Below are 15,571 nucleotides of genomic sequence, written 5' to 3'. Positions count from 1 at the left end.
CCCGTCAGGCCTTCCGCATGTACGCGCGGACCGTCAGTGGCGCGAACACCGCGACCACGACCGCTGCGCCGAGCAGGCTGATCCAGAGGTCGACGCCCACCGTGCCGTGGTTCACGAGCTCGCGGACCGCCGTGATGAGGTGCGAGATCGGGTTCACCTCGGAGAACCAGCGCAGCCAGTCCGGCAGGGTGTCCGCCGGCACGAACGCGTTCGACAGGAACGTCAGTGGGAACAGCACCATGTTGGAGATGCCGGAGACGCTCGACGCCGTCCGCGCGACGACGCCGAAGTAGGCGAAGATCCAGCTGATCGCCCACGCGACGACGATGACCAGCAACCCGGCCAGGACGACCGCACCGAAGCCGCCGGCCGGACGCAGACCCATGATGATGCCGACCGTGAAGGTGATCGTCGTGGCGATCGCGTACCGGACGGTGTCGGCGAGCAGCGCACCCGCGAGCGGGGCGATCCGGGCGATGGGCAGGGACTTGAAGCGGTCGAAGACGCCCTTGTCCATGTCCTCGCGCAGCTGCACGCCCGTGACGATCGACGACGTGATGTTCGTCTGGACCAGGATGCCGGGGATGATGATCGGCAGGTAGCTCGCGACGTCACCCGCGATCGCACCACCGAAGATGTACGTGAACATCACGGTGAAGATGATCGGCATCAGGGTGACGTCGAACAGCTGCTCGGGGGTGCGCCGGACCTTGATCAGCCCGCGGTACGCCATCGTGAGCGACTGCCGGACGGTGGCGCCGAGGCCGGTCGCACCGACGCCGGGGCGCGGGGTGATCCGGGGCGCAGCGGTGCCCGTGGTGGTGGTGATGGTGGTCATGCGATGCTCCCTGCGAGTTCGCGGTCGGTGCTGTCGTTGTCGTCGTCGGTGCCGTCGTCGTCGGTGGTCGCCGGTGCGCCGGTGATCGTCAGGAAGACCTCGTCGAGGGTGGGCTTCTGCACGCTCATCTCGGCGAGGGTGATGCCGGCCTCGCGGAACGACACCAGCAGGTCCGTCACGCGGTCGGGGTCCGACATCGGTGCAGTGAGACGCGAGCCCTCGGGGCTGGCCACCGCGTCGACACCGAGGGTGTTCCGGACGATCGTGCGCGCGGCGTCGAGCCGGAGCGCATCGGTCAGGCGGAGCTGCAGCGACGAACTGCCGATCGAGGCCTTCAGCTCGTCGCTCGTGCCCTCGGCGACGACCTTGCCGTGGTCGATGACCGCGATGCGGTCGGCGAGCTGGTCCGCCTCGTCCAGGTACTGCGTCGTCAGCAGCACCGTCGAACCCGTCGCCACGAGCTCGCGGATGGTGTCCCACATCTGCGCACGGGTGCGGGGGTCGAGCCCCGTCGTCGGCTCGTCGAGGAAGATCAGCGGCGGCTGCGCGATGAGGCTCGCAGCCAGGTCGAGCCGGCGACGCATGCCACCGGAGAAGCCCTTGAGCGGGCGTGACGCGGCCTCGGTCAGCCCGAAGCGTTCGAGCAGTTCCACGGCCTTCCGCTTCGCGTCCGCGCGGGACAACCCGAGCAGGCGCGCGAAGATCACCAGGTTCTCGGTCGCGCTGAGCGTCTCGTCGACGCTGGCGTACTGGCCCGTCACCCCGATCAGGGTGCGGACCGTCTGCGCCTCGCGCCGGACGTCGTGCCCGAAGATCCGGGCCTCGCCGCCGTCCGCCTTGAGCAGGGTCGCGAGCATGGAGATGGTGGTGGTCTTGCCGGCGCCGTTGGGACCGAGCACGCCGTAGACCGTGCCGGCCTCCACACGGAGGTCGACACCGTCCACTGCGCGGTTCGTCCCGAAGGTCTTCACGAGGCCGGAGGCCTCCACCGCGAGCGGTGTCGTGGTCATCGAAATGTCCTTTCGTCGATGTCGAGGACGATGGTGCCGCGGGGCGCTCACGCGGCACTGACGTGGCGCTGACACCGGTGGACAGCGCGCGTCAGCGGCGCAGCGGCCTTCGGTTGTGCAGACGGGTGTCCGCCGACTGCCGGGAGGCGCGGTGCAGCCCCGGTACGGTGGTCGCGTGGACGAGACGGCGGGCCCGCAGGGCGGCGGCGAGGCTGCCGGGATCCGGCTGCGGCTGGACATCGCGTACGACGGGGCCGCGTTCTCCGGGTGGGCCCGGCAGCCCGGGCTGCGGACCGTGCAGGGCGCGCTCGAGGCCGCCCTCGCCACCGTCTTCACCCGGTGGGGCGAGCCGCCACTGCTCACCGTCGCCGGACGCACCGACGCCGGCGTGCACGCCACCGGCCAGGTCGCCCACCTCGACCTGTCCGCCGAGCAGTGGGACGCGCTCAGCGCCAAACGCGGCACGGGGCGCTCGCCGCTGGACGGGCTCGTCAAACGCGTGAACGGCATCGCGGCACCCGAGGGCGACGTCGTCGTCACCCGGGCGTCGGTCGCACCCGACGGGTTCGACGCACGGTTCTCGCCGCTCTGGCGACGGTACGAGTACCGGATCGCGGACGCCGACGCCCCGCGCGATCCACGTCGGCGCGGGCACACGGTCTGGCACGGGGCGAGCCTCGACCCGGCAGCGATGGAGCGCGGTGCGCTGACGCTGTTGGGGCTGCACGACTTCGCGACGTTCTGCAAGCCGCGCGAGGGCGCGACGACCATCCGGACGTTGCAGGAGTTCCGCTGGGACCGCGAGCCGGACGGCGTGCTGGTGGCGCGCCTCCAGGCCGATGCGTTCTGCCACTCCATGGTGCGCGCGATGGTGGGGGCGACCATCGCCGTCGGCGAGGGACGGTTCGGGCCGGAACGACTCGAGGAGCTCCGCGTCGCCGAGACGCGGACGAGCGCGTTCAAGACCGCTCCGGCGAAGGGGCTGACCCTGACCGAGGTGGGGTACCCGGCCGACGCGGAGCTCGCGGGGCGGGCGGAGCAGACGCGGGCGCGGCGGGAGTGAACGCCCCGTCCTGATGTTGCCGAACGCAATCATTTACCTCGACGCAACCTGAGGGACTCCGCAGGTCGGTAGCGTGCGGGCATGCCCAACTCCCTCGGGCGCACTCTGCTGTGCGCCACGGCTGCCGCGACACTCCTCGCGGCCCCGCTCGTCACCGTCACCGCAGCGACCGCGAACCCCGAGGGGAGTGGCCTCGTCATCGAGGAGGCCTACCTGAAGGCCGGCAGCAACGGCGCCTTCTACAACCAGAAGTTCATCGAGATCGGCAACCCGACCGACGCCCCGGTGTCGCTCGACGGCTGGTCGCTGCAGTACCGCTCGGCGACGAGCACCGGCACCTTCTCGACGAGCGCGCTCGAGGGCACCGTGCCGGCCGAGGGCACGTTCCTGGTGTCGATGGCCGGCAACGGTGGGGCCACCGCGGTCGGTGCGGACCTGCCGACGGCGGACGACACCGCGTCGCTGAACCCCTCCGGCACCACGGGCACGATCGTGCTGTCGAACGCCGCCACACCGGTGGCCCTCGCCGCGGGTCCCGTGGCGACCGGCACCGCGGGCGTCGTCGACCTGCTCGGCTACGGCGCCTCGAACACGTACGAGGGCACCGTGCGCACCGTCGAGGGTGCGAACGCCGTGCCGAACGGCCTGGTCCGCCAGGGCACCGCGGACACCGACGACAACGGCGCGGACTTCTCGGTGACGACGACCCTGACCCCGCGGAACGCCGCGGGTGAGACGGCTGCGCCGACCGACCCGACGGAGCCCACCGACCCGACGGACCCGACGGAGCCGACGGACCCCGGCGCCCCTGCCGAGGCCGTGACCATCGCGCAGCTGCAGGGCACCACGGACACCTCGCCCTACGCCGGCAAGACCGTCACCACCGACGGCGTCGTGACCGCGGTCTACGCGTCCGGCGGCTTCAACGGCTACACGATCCAGACCCCGGGGACCGGCGGCGCGATCGACTTCGGCACCCACACCGCGTCCGACGCCGTCTTCGTCTTCTCGTCCGCGACCGCCGGGTTGGTGGCCGAGGGCGACCACGTGCGGGTCACCGGTGCGGTCTCCGAGTACTTCGGCCTGACCGAGCTGACGGTGTCGGGGGCATCCTCGCTCGAAAAGCTCAGCGACGCCGTCGCCGCCCCGCAGCCCGCCGCGGTCGCGTTCCCGTCGTCGGACGCGCAGCGCGAGTCGCTCGAGAGCATGCTCATCGCCCCGCAGGGCTCCTACACCGTCGCCGACAACTACACGACGAACCAGTACGGCGAGGTCGTGCTCGCCAGCGGCGCCGGCCGGCTCGTCCAGCCGACCGAGGTCGGTCGCCCCGGCAGCGCCGAGGCGACGGCTGCCGCGGCGTCCAACGCCGCGCGCAAGGTCACGCTCGACGACGGTGCCAGCACCAACTTCCTGACGAAGGCCAACCAGGGCATCCCGGTGTCCTGGCTCACCCAGGGCCCGGTCACCGTCGGTGCGACCGCCACGTTCGAGGGTCCGGTCGTCCTCGACTACCGCAACAGCGGGTGGAAGTTCCAGCCGACCGCGCCGATCACCGGTGCGACCCCGGCGGCGGACCTGCCCGCGTCGTTCTCGAACGTGCGGCAGGCGAAGCCGCAGGACGTCGGCGGCGACCTCAAGCTCGCCGGGTTCAACGTGCTGAACTACTTCCCGACCACGGGCGACCAGCTCACCGGGTGCTCGTACTACACCGACCGCGCGGGCGACCCCGTCACGGTGAACTCCGGCTGTGACGCCCGCGGTGCTGCTGAGGAAGAGGACTTCCTGCGCCAGCAGGTCAAGATCGTCAAGGCGATCAACGGCCTCGGTGCCGACGTCGTCTCGCTCGAGGAGATCGAGAACTCGGCGCGCTTCGGCCAGGACCGCGACGCCGCGGTCGCCACGCTCGTCGACGCCCTGAACGCCGCCACCGGCGAGGACACCTGGGCCTACGCGAAGTCGCCCGCGACCGTCCCGGCGAGCGAGGACGTCATCCGCCTCGCGCTCATCTACAAGCAGGACCGCGTCGAACCCGTCGGTGCGTCGACGATCCTGCTCGACGACGCCTTCACGAACGCCCGGCAGCCCGTCGCGGACGCGTTCCGCCCCGTCGGCGGCACCGCGGACGACGACTTCCTGGTGATCGCGAACCACTTCAAGTCGAAGGGCTCCGGCACCGGCGAGAACGCCGACCAGGGTGACGGCCAGGGCGCCTCGAACGCCGACCGGGTGCGGCAGGCCAAGGCCCTCGTGACCTTCTCCACCGACATGCAGGCGCAGTACGGCACCGACAAGGTGTTCATGCTCGGCGACTTCAACGCCTACAGCAAGGAGGACCCGGTGGTCGTCCTCGACGACGCCGGCTACACCGACCTCGGCCCGGCGCTCGACGCCACCGAGTACTCGTACGTGTTCTCCGGCCTGAGCGGGTCGCTCGACCACGTGTTCGCGTCCCCGGCCGCCACCGAGACGGTCACGGGCGTGGACATCTGGAACATCAACTCGGTCGAGTCGGTGGGTCTGGAGTACAGCCGCTACAACTACAACGCGTCGGACCTGTACACCGACGACGTGTTCCGCGCGAGCGACCACGACCCGATCCTGGTCGGCTTCGACCTCGATGCTGCAGGCACCGACCCGGGCACGGACCCCGGGACCGACCCGACCCCGGTGCCGACCCCGACCCCGACGCCGGGTGACGGCGGCTCGACCCCGACCCCGACCCCGACGCCCACGTCGAAGCCGACCCCTGCTCCGACCCCGTCGGCTCCGGGAGCGGTGCCGCCGGTGGCCCCGTCGGAGACCGGTCTGACCGACGCGAACCGCGGGAGCGTCTCGGCGCCGTCGTCGGCTCGTGCGGGGGAGACCATCACGGTGACCGTCGGTACGCAGTACGCGGGTGACGTCGTGAACGTGTGGCTGTACTCGACCCCGACGCTGCTCGGCACCGTGACGGTCGGCGCTGACGGCACGGTGCGCGTCACGATCCCGTCGGACACCCCCGCTGGTGCACACCGCCTCGCGGTGACGGCCGCGGACGGGAGCCTGATCGGCTGGACCCCGATCACGATCACCGCTGACGGGCAGCTCGCGTTCACGGGTGCCGAGGGCCTCGGTGTCGGTGCGCTCATCGCGTTCCTGCTGCTCGCCGCGGGTGCGGGCGTCCTGATCGTCCGCCGCCGGAGGACCGCGGCCGCCGCGGAGTAGTCCCCACGCCCCACCTGAGCACTTCGTGAGCAGGAATGGACGGGTTCGCCGTGCGCGACCCGACCATTGCTGCTCACCATGCGGGGGTGGGCGCGACCCACGGACGGACGGGAGGCCCGTGGCCAGGCCGCCACGGGCCTCCCGTCCGGCAGTGGCTGCGTTTGACCGACGCGACCCGCGTCGGCTAAGCTCTCACCTTGGTCTGTGCGCCACGCGCGCCGGACAGTCAGATGAGCCCTCCATCCGGGCGTTCCGCCGGCTTCTGCCGTGGGGAACCCCGACCGGAGTGGGATTCACGGACTCCTCACCTCGACACGAAAGCAGCACTCCTGTGACTCGCACGTTCTCACCGAAGCCGGCAGACGTCCAGCACGACTGGATCGTCATCGACGCGACCGACGTCGTCCTCGGCCGTCTCGCCACCCACGCCGCGGCGCTCCTGCGCGGCAAGCACAAGGCCACCTTCGCCCAGCACATGGACATGGGTGACTACGTCATCATCGTGAACGCCGACAAGGTCGCCCTGACCGGTTCGAAGCTCGCGAAGAAGGTCTACTACCGCCACTCCGGGTACCCGGGCGGCCTGACGGCGACCTCCTACCCGGAGATGCTCGAGAAGCACCCCACCCGCGCCGTCGAGAAGGCGATCCGCGGCATGCTGCCGAAGAACACCCTCGGTCGCGAGCAGCTCAAGAAGCTGAAGGTCTACGCCGGCGCGGAGCACCCGCACTCCGCGCAGCAGCCCAAGGCGTACATCTTCGACCAGGTCGCACAGTAGTTCCGGCCACGACGACTTCAAGGACATAGAGAAACTCATGGCTCAGATCGCTGATTCCCTCGACCAGACCCCGGAGAGCTTCACCACGGAGAGCGCACCCGCCGCTGCCGAGGCTGCTCCCCGTCAGATCCTCAACGTCTCCGGCGGTGCCGTCGGGCGCCGCAAGGAGGCCATCGCGCGCGTTCGCCTCGTTCCGGGCTCCGGCACGTTCGTCGTGAACGGTCGCTCGCTCGAGGACTACTTCCCGAACAAGCTGCACCAGCAGCTCATCAACGACCCGTTCAAGGTCCTCGAGCTCCTCGGCTCGTACGACGTCGTCGCCCGCATCACCGGTGGCGGCCCCTCGGGTCAGGCCGGCGCACTCCGCCTCGCCATCGCCCGCACGCTGAACGAGATCGACCGCGAGAACAACCGCGCGACCCTCAAGAAGGCCGGCTTCCTCACCCGTGACGCCCGCGTCATCGAGCGCAAGAAGGCCGGTCTCAAGAAGGCCCGCAAGGCTTCGCAGTTCTCGAAGCGCTAGTCGTCACCGGCTGAAGATCGCAATGCCGCGTCTGTTCGGTACCGACGGGGTTCGTGGTCTCGCCAACGGCGAGCTGACGGCCGCGCTCGCACTGGGTCTTGCCCAGGCGAGCGCGGCCGTTCTCACACACGGACACCATGCCGACGCCCGCCGGGCGTCCGGTCGCCCGCGCCCGCGCGCGGTCCTCGCGCGTGACCCGCGCGTCTCCGGCGAGTTCCTCGGTGCCGCCGTCGCGGCCGGGCTCGCTTCCGCCGGCGTCGACGTGCTCGACGCCGGAGTCATCCCCACTCCCGCTGCGGCGTTCCTCGTCGCGGACATCGACGCCGACTTCGGCGTGATGATCTCCGCGTCGCACAACCCTGCCCCGGACAACGGGATCAAGTTCTTCGCCACGGGTGGTCGCAAGCTGCCGGACGAGGTCGAGGACCGCATCGAAGCGGCCATGCACGACCACTCCGCGCCGACCCCCACCGGCATCGACGTCGGCCGGATCACCCGGTTCGCCGACGCCGAGGACCGCTACGTCGTCCACCTGCTCGGCACGCTGCCGCACCGGCTCGACGGCATCCACGTCGTGCTCGACTGCGCCAACGGTGCTGCCGCCGGCGTCTCGCCCGAGGTGTTCGTGAACGCCGGGGCCCGCGTGACGCTCATCGGCGCCGAGCCCGACGGCTGGAACATCAACGACGGCGTCGGCTCGACCCACATCGACAACCTGTCCCGCGCCGTCCTGGCTGCCGGCGCGGACATCGGCATCGCGCACGACGGCGACGCCGACCGCTGCCTGGCGGTGGACGCCGCGGGCAACGCCATCGACGGTGACCAGATCATGGCGATCCTGGCGCTGTCGTTGCAGGAGCGCGGCCGGCTGAAGGACGACACCCTCGTCGCGACGGTCATGTCCAACCTCGGGCTCAAGCGCGCCATGGCCGACGCGGGCATCACCGTGATCGAGGCCGGCGTCGGCGACCGCTACGTGCTCGAGAAGATGAACGAGGGCGACTACTCCATCGGTGGCGAGCAGTCCGGCCACATCATCTTCAACGAGTACGCCACCACGGGTGACGGCATCCTGACCGGGCTGCACCTGGTCGCCGAGATGGCGCGCACCGGGAAGTCGCTGCAGGAGCTCGCCTCGTGCATGACGGTGTTCCCGCAGGTGCTGCTCAACGTGCGCGGGGTCGACCGGCACGGTCTCGCCGACCAGGGCGTGCAGGACGCGGTCGCCGCGGCTTCAGCAGCGCTCGGTGACACCGGTCGCGTCCTGCTCCGTCCGTCGGGCACCGAGCCGGTCGTGCGCGTGATGGTCGAGGCCGCCTCGCAGGACGATGCCCAGCGCATCGCCGAGGAGCTCGCCGCCGTCGTGCAGGAGCGCCTGGCGCTCGACGCCGCGTAGGGCGGGCGCGACTTCGCGCTGCGCGCGCGCCGCGTTCGCGCCCCGCTGCGGTCGTTGCGCCCCGACTCTTCGGGGCGCGATGCCCGTACCGGGGCGCAATCGGGCGAGCACGCGACCGCGTCGCGCCCCGCTTGCGTCGCGCGCCCCGCTGCGGTCGTTGCGCCCCGACTCTTGGGGGCGCGACGCCCATACCGGGGTGCAAGCCCGCGCGCACCCGCGCGCGCCCGCGCTAGATCTTGCGGAGCAGGACCGAGTTCACCTTGTGGTCGGCGGCCTTCTTCAGCACCAGGGTCGCCCGGGACCGGGTCGGCAGGACGTTCTCGAGCAGGTTCGGCTCGTTGATCGCCCGCCAGACCTCGGTCGCCGTCCGGACCGCGTCGTCGCGCGACAGCGAGGCGAACCGGTGGAAGAAGGAGTCCGGGCTCGAGAACGCCTCTTCCTGCAGGGCCAGGAACCGGTCGACGTACCAGGCCTCGATGTCCTTGGTCTTGGCGTCGACGTAGATCGTGAAGTCGAACAGGTCGGACAGCGCGAGCCGCCCGTGCACCGGCGGGGCGAGCACGTTCAGGCCCTCGACGATGAGGATGTCCGGCTGGCGGACGACGATCTCGGCGTCCGGCACGATGTCGTAGACCAGGTGCGAGTAGTACGGTGCCCGGACCTCGGTCGCGCCGCTCTTCACCTGGCTGACGAACCGCAGCAGGGAGCGACGGTCGTAGGACTCCGGGAAGCCCTTCCGGTCCATGATCCCGCGACGCTCGAGCTCGGCGTTCGGGTACAGGAAGCCGTCGGTGGTCACCAGCTCGACGCGTGGGGTGTCCGGCCAGCGCTTCGTCAGCTCGCGGAGCAGTCGGGCGACGGTCGACTTGCCGACGGCGACGGAGCCCGCGACGCCGATGACGAACGGCGTGCGTCCGGCGCGGTCACCCAGGAACGCCGATGTCGACGCGTGCAGGTTGCGGGCGCCGGCCGCGTAGAGCGTCAGCAGCCGTGACAGCGGGAGGTAGACCTCCTGCACCTCCTGCATGTCCAGCCGGTCGCCGAGCCCGCGCAGCTGCACGATCTCGGTCTCGGTGAGCGACAGGTGCTCCTTGGGTGCGAGCTGCGACCACTCGTGCCGCGGGATCTCCACGAACGGGGTCGGGTGCGCGACGGCGGTCTCCGGGATCGGCATGGGGACGAGCGTACAGACGGGTGACCGTCAGGCGGGCAGGGCGGCCTCGATGGCCGCGATCACCTCGGGAGCGTCCGGCTTCGTGGTCGGACGGAAGCGCGAGACGGTGCCGTCGGGGGCGACGAGGAACTTCTCGAAGTTCCAGCTGACCCGACCGGCCTTGCCGTCGGCGTCCGGGGTCTCCTTGAGCGCCTGGTAGAGCGGGTGCGCGCTCTTGCCGTTCACCTTGACCTTCTCGGACATCGGGAAGGTGACGCCCCACGTGGTGGAGCAGTACTCGTCGATGGCCTCGGACGAGCCGAGCTCCTGCAGGAACTGGTTGCTCGGGAACCCGAGGACCGTGAAGCCGCGCGGCCCGTACTGCTTCTGGAGGGCCTCGAGCTGCTCGTACTGCGGAGCGAGACCGCACCGCGACGCCACGTTCACGACCAGCACCGCCTTGTCCGCGAACGAACCGAACGTGGTGTCCTCGCCGTGCAGCGTGGTGATGGCGATGTCGTCGAAGCGTCCCATGGCCGAAACGTTATCCCCAGCCCTGCTGCTTCGCAGGGTCCGCGCTCAGGCAGACCGTAGGATCGCTTCCATGTGTGGAATCGTCGGCTACGTCGGCAGCAACAGCAGCCAGGACGTCCTCCTCGGTGGCCTCCGTCGCCTCGAGTACCGCGGCTACGACTCGGCGGGCATCGCCGTGGTCGATCCTGCGGGGGACCTCGTCTCCGCCAAGAAGGCGGGCAAGCTCCAGGCCCTCGTCGACGAGCTCGAGTCGTCGCCGATCCCGGACGGCACCACGGGCATCGGGCACACCCGCTGGGCGACCCACGGCGGCCCGACGGACGGCAACGCCCACCCGCACCTGGCCGACGGCGACAAGCTCGCCCTCATCCACAACGGCATCATCGAGAACTTCTCCGAGCTGCGCGCCGAGCTGCAGGCCGAGGGCATCGAGTTCCGCAGCGAGACCGACTCCGAGGTCGCCGCGCACCTGGTCGGTCGGGCGTTCCGCGAGACCGGTGACCTGACCGCCGCCATGCAGCAGGCCGTGCAGCGACTGGACGGGGCGTTCACGCTCCTCGTCGTGCACGCCGACCAGCCCGGCGTCGTCGTCGGCGCCCGTCGCAACTCCCCGCTCGTGGTGGGCCTGGGCGACGGCGAGAACTTCATGGGCTCGGACGTCGCCGCGTTCGTCGCCTACACACAGCGCGCGCTCGCGATCGGGCAGGACGAGATCGCCACGATCCGCCCCGACCGCGTCGACGTCATCCACTTCGACGGCACCCCGGCCACCCCGAGCGAGTTCGAGGTGAACTGGGACGCCTCCGCCGCCGACAAGGGCGGCTGGTCCTCGTTCATGGCGAAGGAGATCAGCGAGGAGCCCGAGGCCGTCGCCAAGACGATCCTCGGCCGCGTGCACGACGGTGCCGTCACCCTGACCGACCTCGACCCGATCGCCGAGCGTCTGGCCACGGTCGACCGCGTCATCGTGATCGCCTGCGGCACCGCTGCGTACGCCGGCATCCTCGGCAAGTACGCCATCGAGCAGTGGGCCCGGATCCCGGTCGAGGTCGAGCTCGCCCACGAGTTCCGCTACCGCGACCCGGTGCTGAACGACCGCACGCTCGTCGTCTCGATCAGCCAGTCCGGCGAGACCATGGACACGCTCATGGCCGTCAAGTACGCCCGCGAGCAGGGCGCGCAGGTGCTGTCGATCTGCAACACCCAGGGCGCGACGATCCCGCGCGAGTCCGACGCCGTGATCTACACGCACGCCGGGCCCGAGGTCGCCGTCGCGTCGACGAAGGCCTTCATCGCCCAGGGCGTCGCGCTGTACCTGCTGGGCCTGCACCTGGCCACCCTCCGCGGCACCATGACGGCGGAGCAGATCGCCGAGCAGGTCGCCGAGCTCGAGGGCCTCGCCCCGAAGCTGCAGCAGACCATCGAGGACGCCGCCGGCATCAAGGACCTGGCGCGCTGGATGGCGGACACCCGCAGCGTGCTGTTCCTCGGTCGCCACGTCGGCTACCCGATCGCGCTCGAGGGTGCGCTCAAACTCAAGGAGCTCGCGTACATCCACGCCGAGGGCTTCGCCGCAGGTGAGCTCAAGCACGGCCCGATCGCGCTCATCGAGCCCGGGCAGATCGTCTTCGTCATCGTGCCGTCGCCGCGTGACCCGCGGTCGCTGCACCCGAAGGTCGTGTCGAACATCCAGGAGATCCGCGCCCGTGGCGCTCGCGTGATCGCCATCGCGGAAGAGGGCGACGCCGCCGTGCTGCCCTTCGCCGACGAGGTCCTGCGCATCCCGCTCGCGACCCCGCTGTTCGAGCCGCTGCTCGCCGTGGCGCCGTTGCACATGTTCGGCATGGAGCTCGCCGCGGCCAAGGGCCTCGACGTCGACCAGCCGCGCAACCTCGCGAAGTCGGTCACCGTCGAGTAGTCGCACGATGATCATCGGCATCGGGGTCGACGTGGTGGACCTGGAGCGGTTCGAACGGGTGCTGTCGCGCACGCCGGCGATGCGTGCGCGGTTGTTCACCCCGGCCGAGCAGGTCCGCGACGGCGAACAACGGCCGATCGCGTCGCTCGCTGCGCGGTTCGCGGCCAAGGAAGCCCTGATCAAGGCGTTCGGCTCCAGTGCCGGGCTCAGCTGGCAGGACCTCGAGGTCGTGTCGGACGACCAGCGCAACCCGTCGCTGACGCTGCACCAACAGGCGCGACAGGTGGCGGATGCGCGTGGCGTGACGAGCGTGCACCTGTCGCTCTCGCATGATGGAGGCATCGCGACCGCGTTCGTGGTCCTGGAGGGAACAACGAAGTGAGTGCGTTCACCGGCATCACGGTCGATCGTGAAGCGCTGATCGAGAACTACGCGACGATCGCCGAGCAGGTCGCACCGGCCGGCGTCATCGCGGTCGTCAAGGCCAACGCCTACGGCCACGGCGCGCTCGACGCCGCACGGGCCTTCGTCGACGCCGGTGCCGAGTGGATCGGCGTCGCGGACATCGACGAGGCCGTCGCGCTCCGTCAGGGCGGCATCGACGAGGACGTCCGGATCCTCGCGTGGTTGCACGCCCCCGACGAGGACTTCCGCCGGGCAGCGCAGTACGGCATCACCCCGGCGGTGTCGAGCGTCGAGCAGTTGTCCGCCGCTGCCGACTCCGAGGTCGGCGCCGTGCACATCTGCGTCGACACCGGCCTGAGCCGCAACGGTGCGGTCGAGTCCGAGTGGACCGAACTCTTCGCGACCGCCGGGGCCCTCGCCCGTGGTGGCAACCGCACCCGTGTCGAGGGGCTGATGTCCCACCTGTCGAACGCGTCGCGCACGGACGACCTCGACCAGGACGCCGCACTGCAGCGCGCACTCGACGGCCTCGCCGCCAACGGCATCGTGCCCGACCTGGTGCACCTCGCCGCGAGCGCCGCGAGCATCGCCGTGCCGGAGACGCGCCGCGACCTGTCCCGCGTCGGGCTCGCCCTGTACGGCCTGAGCCCGTTCACCGACCGCACGTCGGCCGACCTCGGCCTCCGCCCCGCTATGCGTGTGACCGCTGCCGTGCTCCGCACCGTCGACGTCCGCGCCGGCGAGGGTGTGTCCTACGGATACACCTGGCGGGCGTCGACCGACACCCGCCTCGCTGTCATCGGCCTCGGGTACGCCGACGGCTTCGACCGCGACTTCGGCAACCGGGTCTCGGTCCGCATCGGCGACCGCACGTTCCCGGTGGTCGGCCGGGTCGCGATGAACGCCATGCACGTGGACATCGGCGACGCCGACGTCAGCATCGGCGACGAAGCCGTGCTCTGGGGTGACCCGGCGAACGGCGACCCCGCGGTCGAGGACTGGGCCGCCGCGATCGGCACCATCAACTACGAGGTGGTCGCCCGGGTCGGCCACAGCGTGCACCGGAGGACGACGTGAGCTCCGCACCCCTGCGCCAGGCACGGATCGACCTGGACGCCTACCGCGCGAACCTCGACCTGGTCCGCGAGTGGATGGACCCCGTCGCGGTCATGGCGATCATGAAGGCCGACGCCTACGGCCACGGTCTGGAGCCGATCGCGCTCGCCGCGGTGGACGCCGGCATCCGGTGGATCGGGGTGCTCACGGTCCCCGCGGCCCTGCGTCTGCGGTCGATCGGCGTCGGTGAGGACGTCCACCTCTTCACCTGGCAGCACGACCCCGCCCTGGACTTCCGCGACGCCATCGACTCCGCCGTCGACCTCGGTGTCTCGAACGTGCCGGAGCTGCGGCGCGTCATCGACGCCGTCGACCAGCGACCCGCGCGCGTGCACCTCGGCTTCGACTCCGGGCTGCACCGCGACGGAGCGACCCCGGCGGCCTGGCCAGCGCTCGTGTCGCTCGCGCTGGACGCCCAGCGCGCCGGCCGCATCGAGGTCGTCGCGGCGTACACGCACCTGGCGGAGTCCTCGGACCAGGACGACGCCGACGCCGTGGCGCTCTTCGACGCCGCCGTGGAGCAGGCCGACGACCTCGGGCTCGACCTCCCGATGGAGCACGTCGCCGCCTCGCTCGCCGGGTTGGAGCGCAAGGAGTTCCGCAAGGACATGGTCCGGATGGGCGCCAACCTGTTCGGCATCCCCGGCGCGGACGGTGTCTCGGCGGCCGACCTCGGGCTCGAACCCGTGATGACCCTGACGGCGTCGGTCGCGAAGACCAAGCGGGTGCCCGTCGACACCGGCGTCTCGTACGACTACACGTACCGCACCGCCTCGGAGACCACCCTCGCGCTCGTGCCCGTCGGGTACGCGGACGGCGTCCCCCGTCTGGCGCAGGGCCGCATCGAGGTCGCGATCGGCGGCAAGCGCTACCCGGTCGCCGGCCGTGTGGCCATGGACCAGTTCCTGGTCGACGTCGGCGACGACGACGTCCGCACCGGCGACACCGTGACCCTGTTCGGCACCGGCGAGCACGACGAGATGACCGTCCTCGACTGGGGCCGTGCGCTCGGCACCATCGGCGAGGAGATCGTCTGCCGCATCGGGCCCCGCGTGCCACGGTTCTACGAGGGTCACGACATCGAGGGACACGTCGGGGAGTACCTGCGGGGCGACCAGTCGTGACCGGCGCCGCTCGGGTCCTGCTGGACACGGCCGTCGACGGCACCGATGCGATGGGCCAGCTCGGGGCGCGGCTGGCCGCGGTCCTGCGTGTCGGGGACCTGGTCGTGCTGACCGGGCCGCTCGGCGCCGGCAAGACGACGCTGACCCGTGGCCTCGGCGCTGCTCTCGGCGCGCGTGGCCAGGTGTCGAGCCCGACCTTCGTCCTCGCCCGGACGCACCCCACCACCGCCGGCCCGGACCTGGTGCACGTCGACGCGTACCGGCTGTCCGACCCCGTCGAGTTCGACGACCTCGACCTCGACTGGGAGGCGTCGATCGTCGTGGTCGAGTGGGGCCGCGGCATGGTCGACGGCATCAGCGACAGCGTGCTCGACGTCGAGATCACCCGTGCCACCGGTGCCGACGCCTCGGGCGCCAACGAGGCCGACGACCCCGACGACGTCCCCGACGAACCCCGCCGCGTCGTCGTCAGCGCGACCGGCCCACGCTGGGCGGGCGTTTCGCTCTGA

The 15,571-nt window shown here is 71.0% G+C and carries 14 protein-coding genes; 10 read left to right on the top strand and 4 right to left on the bottom strand.

Features of this window, described 5'->3' with window-relative positions; all coding sequences use genetic code 11:
* Positions 1-4 precede the first annotated feature (4 nt).
* Positions 5-838, bottom strand: a complete 834-nt coding sequence (locus EDF48_RS01330) for an ABC transporter permease (protein ID WP_123339476.1) — start codon at positions 836-838, stop codon at positions 5-7.
* Positions 835-1,848, bottom strand: coding sequence for an ATP-binding cassette domain-containing protein (locus EDF48_RS01325; RefSeq protein WP_123293153.1), 1,014 nt, complete (start codon positions 1,846-1,848; stop codon positions 835-837). Before EDF48_RS01325 ends, EDF48_RS01330 begins: the two co-directional genes overlap by 4 nt.
* A gap of 175 nt (positions 1,849-2,023) precedes the next feature.
* Between EDF48_RS01325 and truA the strand changes: the two genes are divergently transcribed.
* The 5 genes from truA to glmM all read left to right on the top strand — a co-directional run bounded on the left by truA (position 2,024) and on the right by glmM (position 8,812).
* Positions 2,024-2,911: a tRNA pseudouridine(38-40) synthase TruA gene (truA, locus tag EDF48_RS01320; RefSeq protein WP_243692326.1), complete on the top strand. Its 888-nt coding sequence runs from the start codon at positions 2,024-2,026 to the stop codon at positions 2,909-2,911.
* Positions 2,912-2,992: 81 nt separating this feature from the next.
* Positions 2,993-6,115: an ExeM/NucH family extracellular endonuclease gene (locus EDF48_RS01315; RefSeq protein ID WP_207913209.1), complete on the top strand. Its 3,123-nt coding sequence runs from the start codon at positions 2,993-2,995 to the stop codon at positions 6,113-6,115.
* A gap of 331 nt (positions 6,116-6,446) precedes the next feature.
* Positions 6,447-6,893 carry a 50S ribosomal protein L13 gene (gene rplM, locus EDF48_RS01310; RefSeq protein ID WP_071259898.1) on the top strand — a complete coding sequence of 149 codons (447 nt, stop codon included), beginning with the start codon at positions 6,447-6,449 and terminating at the stop codon, positions 6,891-6,893.
* A 37-nt stretch (positions 6,894-6,930) separates the two neighbouring features.
* Entirely contained in the window at positions 6,931-7,416 is a 486-nt protein-coding gene (rpsI, locus tag EDF48_RS01305; RefSeq protein ID WP_111083442.1) for a 30S ribosomal protein S9, read from the top strand.
* Between the two features lie 22 nt (positions 7,417-7,438).
* A complete protein-coding gene (gene glmM / locus EDF48_RS01300) occupies positions 7,439-8,812 on the top strand; it encodes a phosphoglucosamine mutase (protein WP_123936954.1) in 1,374 nt (457 codons plus the stop codon).
* Positions 8,813-9,041: 229 nt separating this feature from the next.
* On the opposite strand, the gene coaA is transcribed toward glmM, so the two are convergent.
* Complete coding sequence (gene coaA / locus EDF48_RS01295) at positions 9,042-9,986, bottom strand: type I pantothenate kinase (RefSeq protein ID WP_123339480.1); 945 nt, start codon at positions 9,984-9,986, stop codon at positions 9,042-9,044.
* A 27-nt stretch (positions 9,987-10,013) separates the two neighbouring features.
* The gene (locus tag EDF48_RS01290; RefSeq protein WP_111083439.1) at positions 10,014-10,499 is read right to left on the bottom strand and encodes a glutathione peroxidase; all 486 of its coding nucleotides are present in this window, start codon (positions 10,497-10,499) and stop codon (positions 10,014-10,016) included.
* Between the two features lie 70 nt (positions 10,500-10,569).
* Between EDF48_RS01290 and glmS the strand changes: the two genes are divergently transcribed.
* From glmS to tsaE, 5 genes are read left to right on the top strand one after another with little or no spacing between them, the layout of a single operon-like run.
* Positions 10,570-12,417 (top strand): glutamine--fructose-6-phosphate transaminase (isomerizing), encoded by a 1,848-nt coding sequence (gene glmS, locus EDF48_RS01285; protein WP_123936953.1) that lies wholly within the window; start codon positions 10,570-10,572, stop codon positions 12,415-12,417.
* Between the two features lie 7 nt (positions 12,418-12,424).
* Positions 12,425-12,799, top strand: a complete 375-nt coding sequence (locus tag EDF48_RS01280; protein ID WP_123293157.1) for a holo-ACP synthase — start codon at positions 12,425-12,427, stop codon at positions 12,797-12,799.
* Positions 12,796-13,899 (top strand): alanine racemase, encoded by a 1,104-nt coding sequence (gene alr / locus EDF48_RS01275; RefSeq protein ID WP_131877648.1) that lies wholly within the window; start codon positions 12,796-12,798, stop codon positions 13,897-13,899. The genes EDF48_RS01280 and alr (EDF48_RS01275) overlap by 4 nt, the downstream gene beginning before the upstream one ends.
* Positions 13,896-15,062, top strand: a complete 1,167-nt coding sequence (gene alr / locus EDF48_RS01270; protein ID WP_165901382.1) for an alanine racemase — start codon at positions 13,896-13,898, stop codon at positions 15,060-15,062. The genes alr (EDF48_RS01275) and alr (EDF48_RS01270) overlap by 4 nt, the downstream gene beginning before the upstream one ends.
* Positions 15,059-15,571 (top strand): tRNA (adenosine(37)-N6)-threonylcarbamoyltransferase complex ATPase subunit type 1 TsaE, encoded by a 513-nt coding sequence (gene tsaE / locus EDF48_RS01265; RefSeq protein WP_243698006.1) that lies wholly within the window; start codon positions 15,059-15,061, stop codon positions 15,569-15,571. The genes alr (EDF48_RS01270) and tsaE overlap by 4 nt, the downstream gene beginning before the upstream one ends.

Source organism: Curtobacterium sp. PhB191, from assembly GCF_004346515.1.
In the GTDB taxonomy this organism is placed as follows: Bacteria; Actinomycetota; Actinomycetes; order Actinomycetales; family Microbacteriaceae; genus Curtobacterium.
Note: the sequence above shows the minus strand (reverse complement) of the source record. Positions and strands in the feature narration are given on the sequence as shown.

Coding starts and splice junctions, on each gene's coding strand:
- EDF48_RS01315 (WP_207913209.1), top strand. CDS start 2,993: ATGCCCAACTCCCTCGGGCGCACTCTGCTGTGCGCCACGGCTGCCGCG.
- rpsI (WP_111083442.1), top strand. CDS start 6,931: ATGGCTCAGATCGCTGATTCCCTCGACCAGACCCCGGAGAGCTTCACC.
- EDF48_RS01290 (WP_111083439.1), bottom strand. CDS start 10,499: ATGGGACGCTTCGACGACATCGCCATCACCACGCTGCACGGCGAGGAC.
- glmS (WP_123936953.1), top strand. CDS start 10,570: ATGTGTGGAATCGTCGGCTACGTCGGCAGCAACAGCAGCCAGGACGTC.
- glmM (WP_123936954.1), top strand. CDS start 7,439: ATGCCGCGTCTGTTCGGTACCGACGGGGTTCGTGGTCTCGCCAACGGC.
- coaA (WP_123339480.1), bottom strand. CDS start 9,986: ATGCCGATCCCGGAGACCGCCGTCGCGCACCCGACCCCGTTCGTGGAG.
- EDF48_RS01280 (WP_123293157.1), top strand. CDS start 12,425: ATGATCATCGGCATCGGGGTCGACGTGGTGGACCTGGAGCGGTTCGAA.
- EDF48_RS01325 (WP_123293153.1), bottom strand. CDS start 1,848: ATGACCACGACACCGCTCGCGGTGGAGGCCTCCGGCCTCGTGAAGACC.
- EDF48_RS01330 (WP_123339476.1), bottom strand. CDS start 838: ATGACCACCATCACCACCACCACGGGCACCGCTGCGCCCCGGATCACC.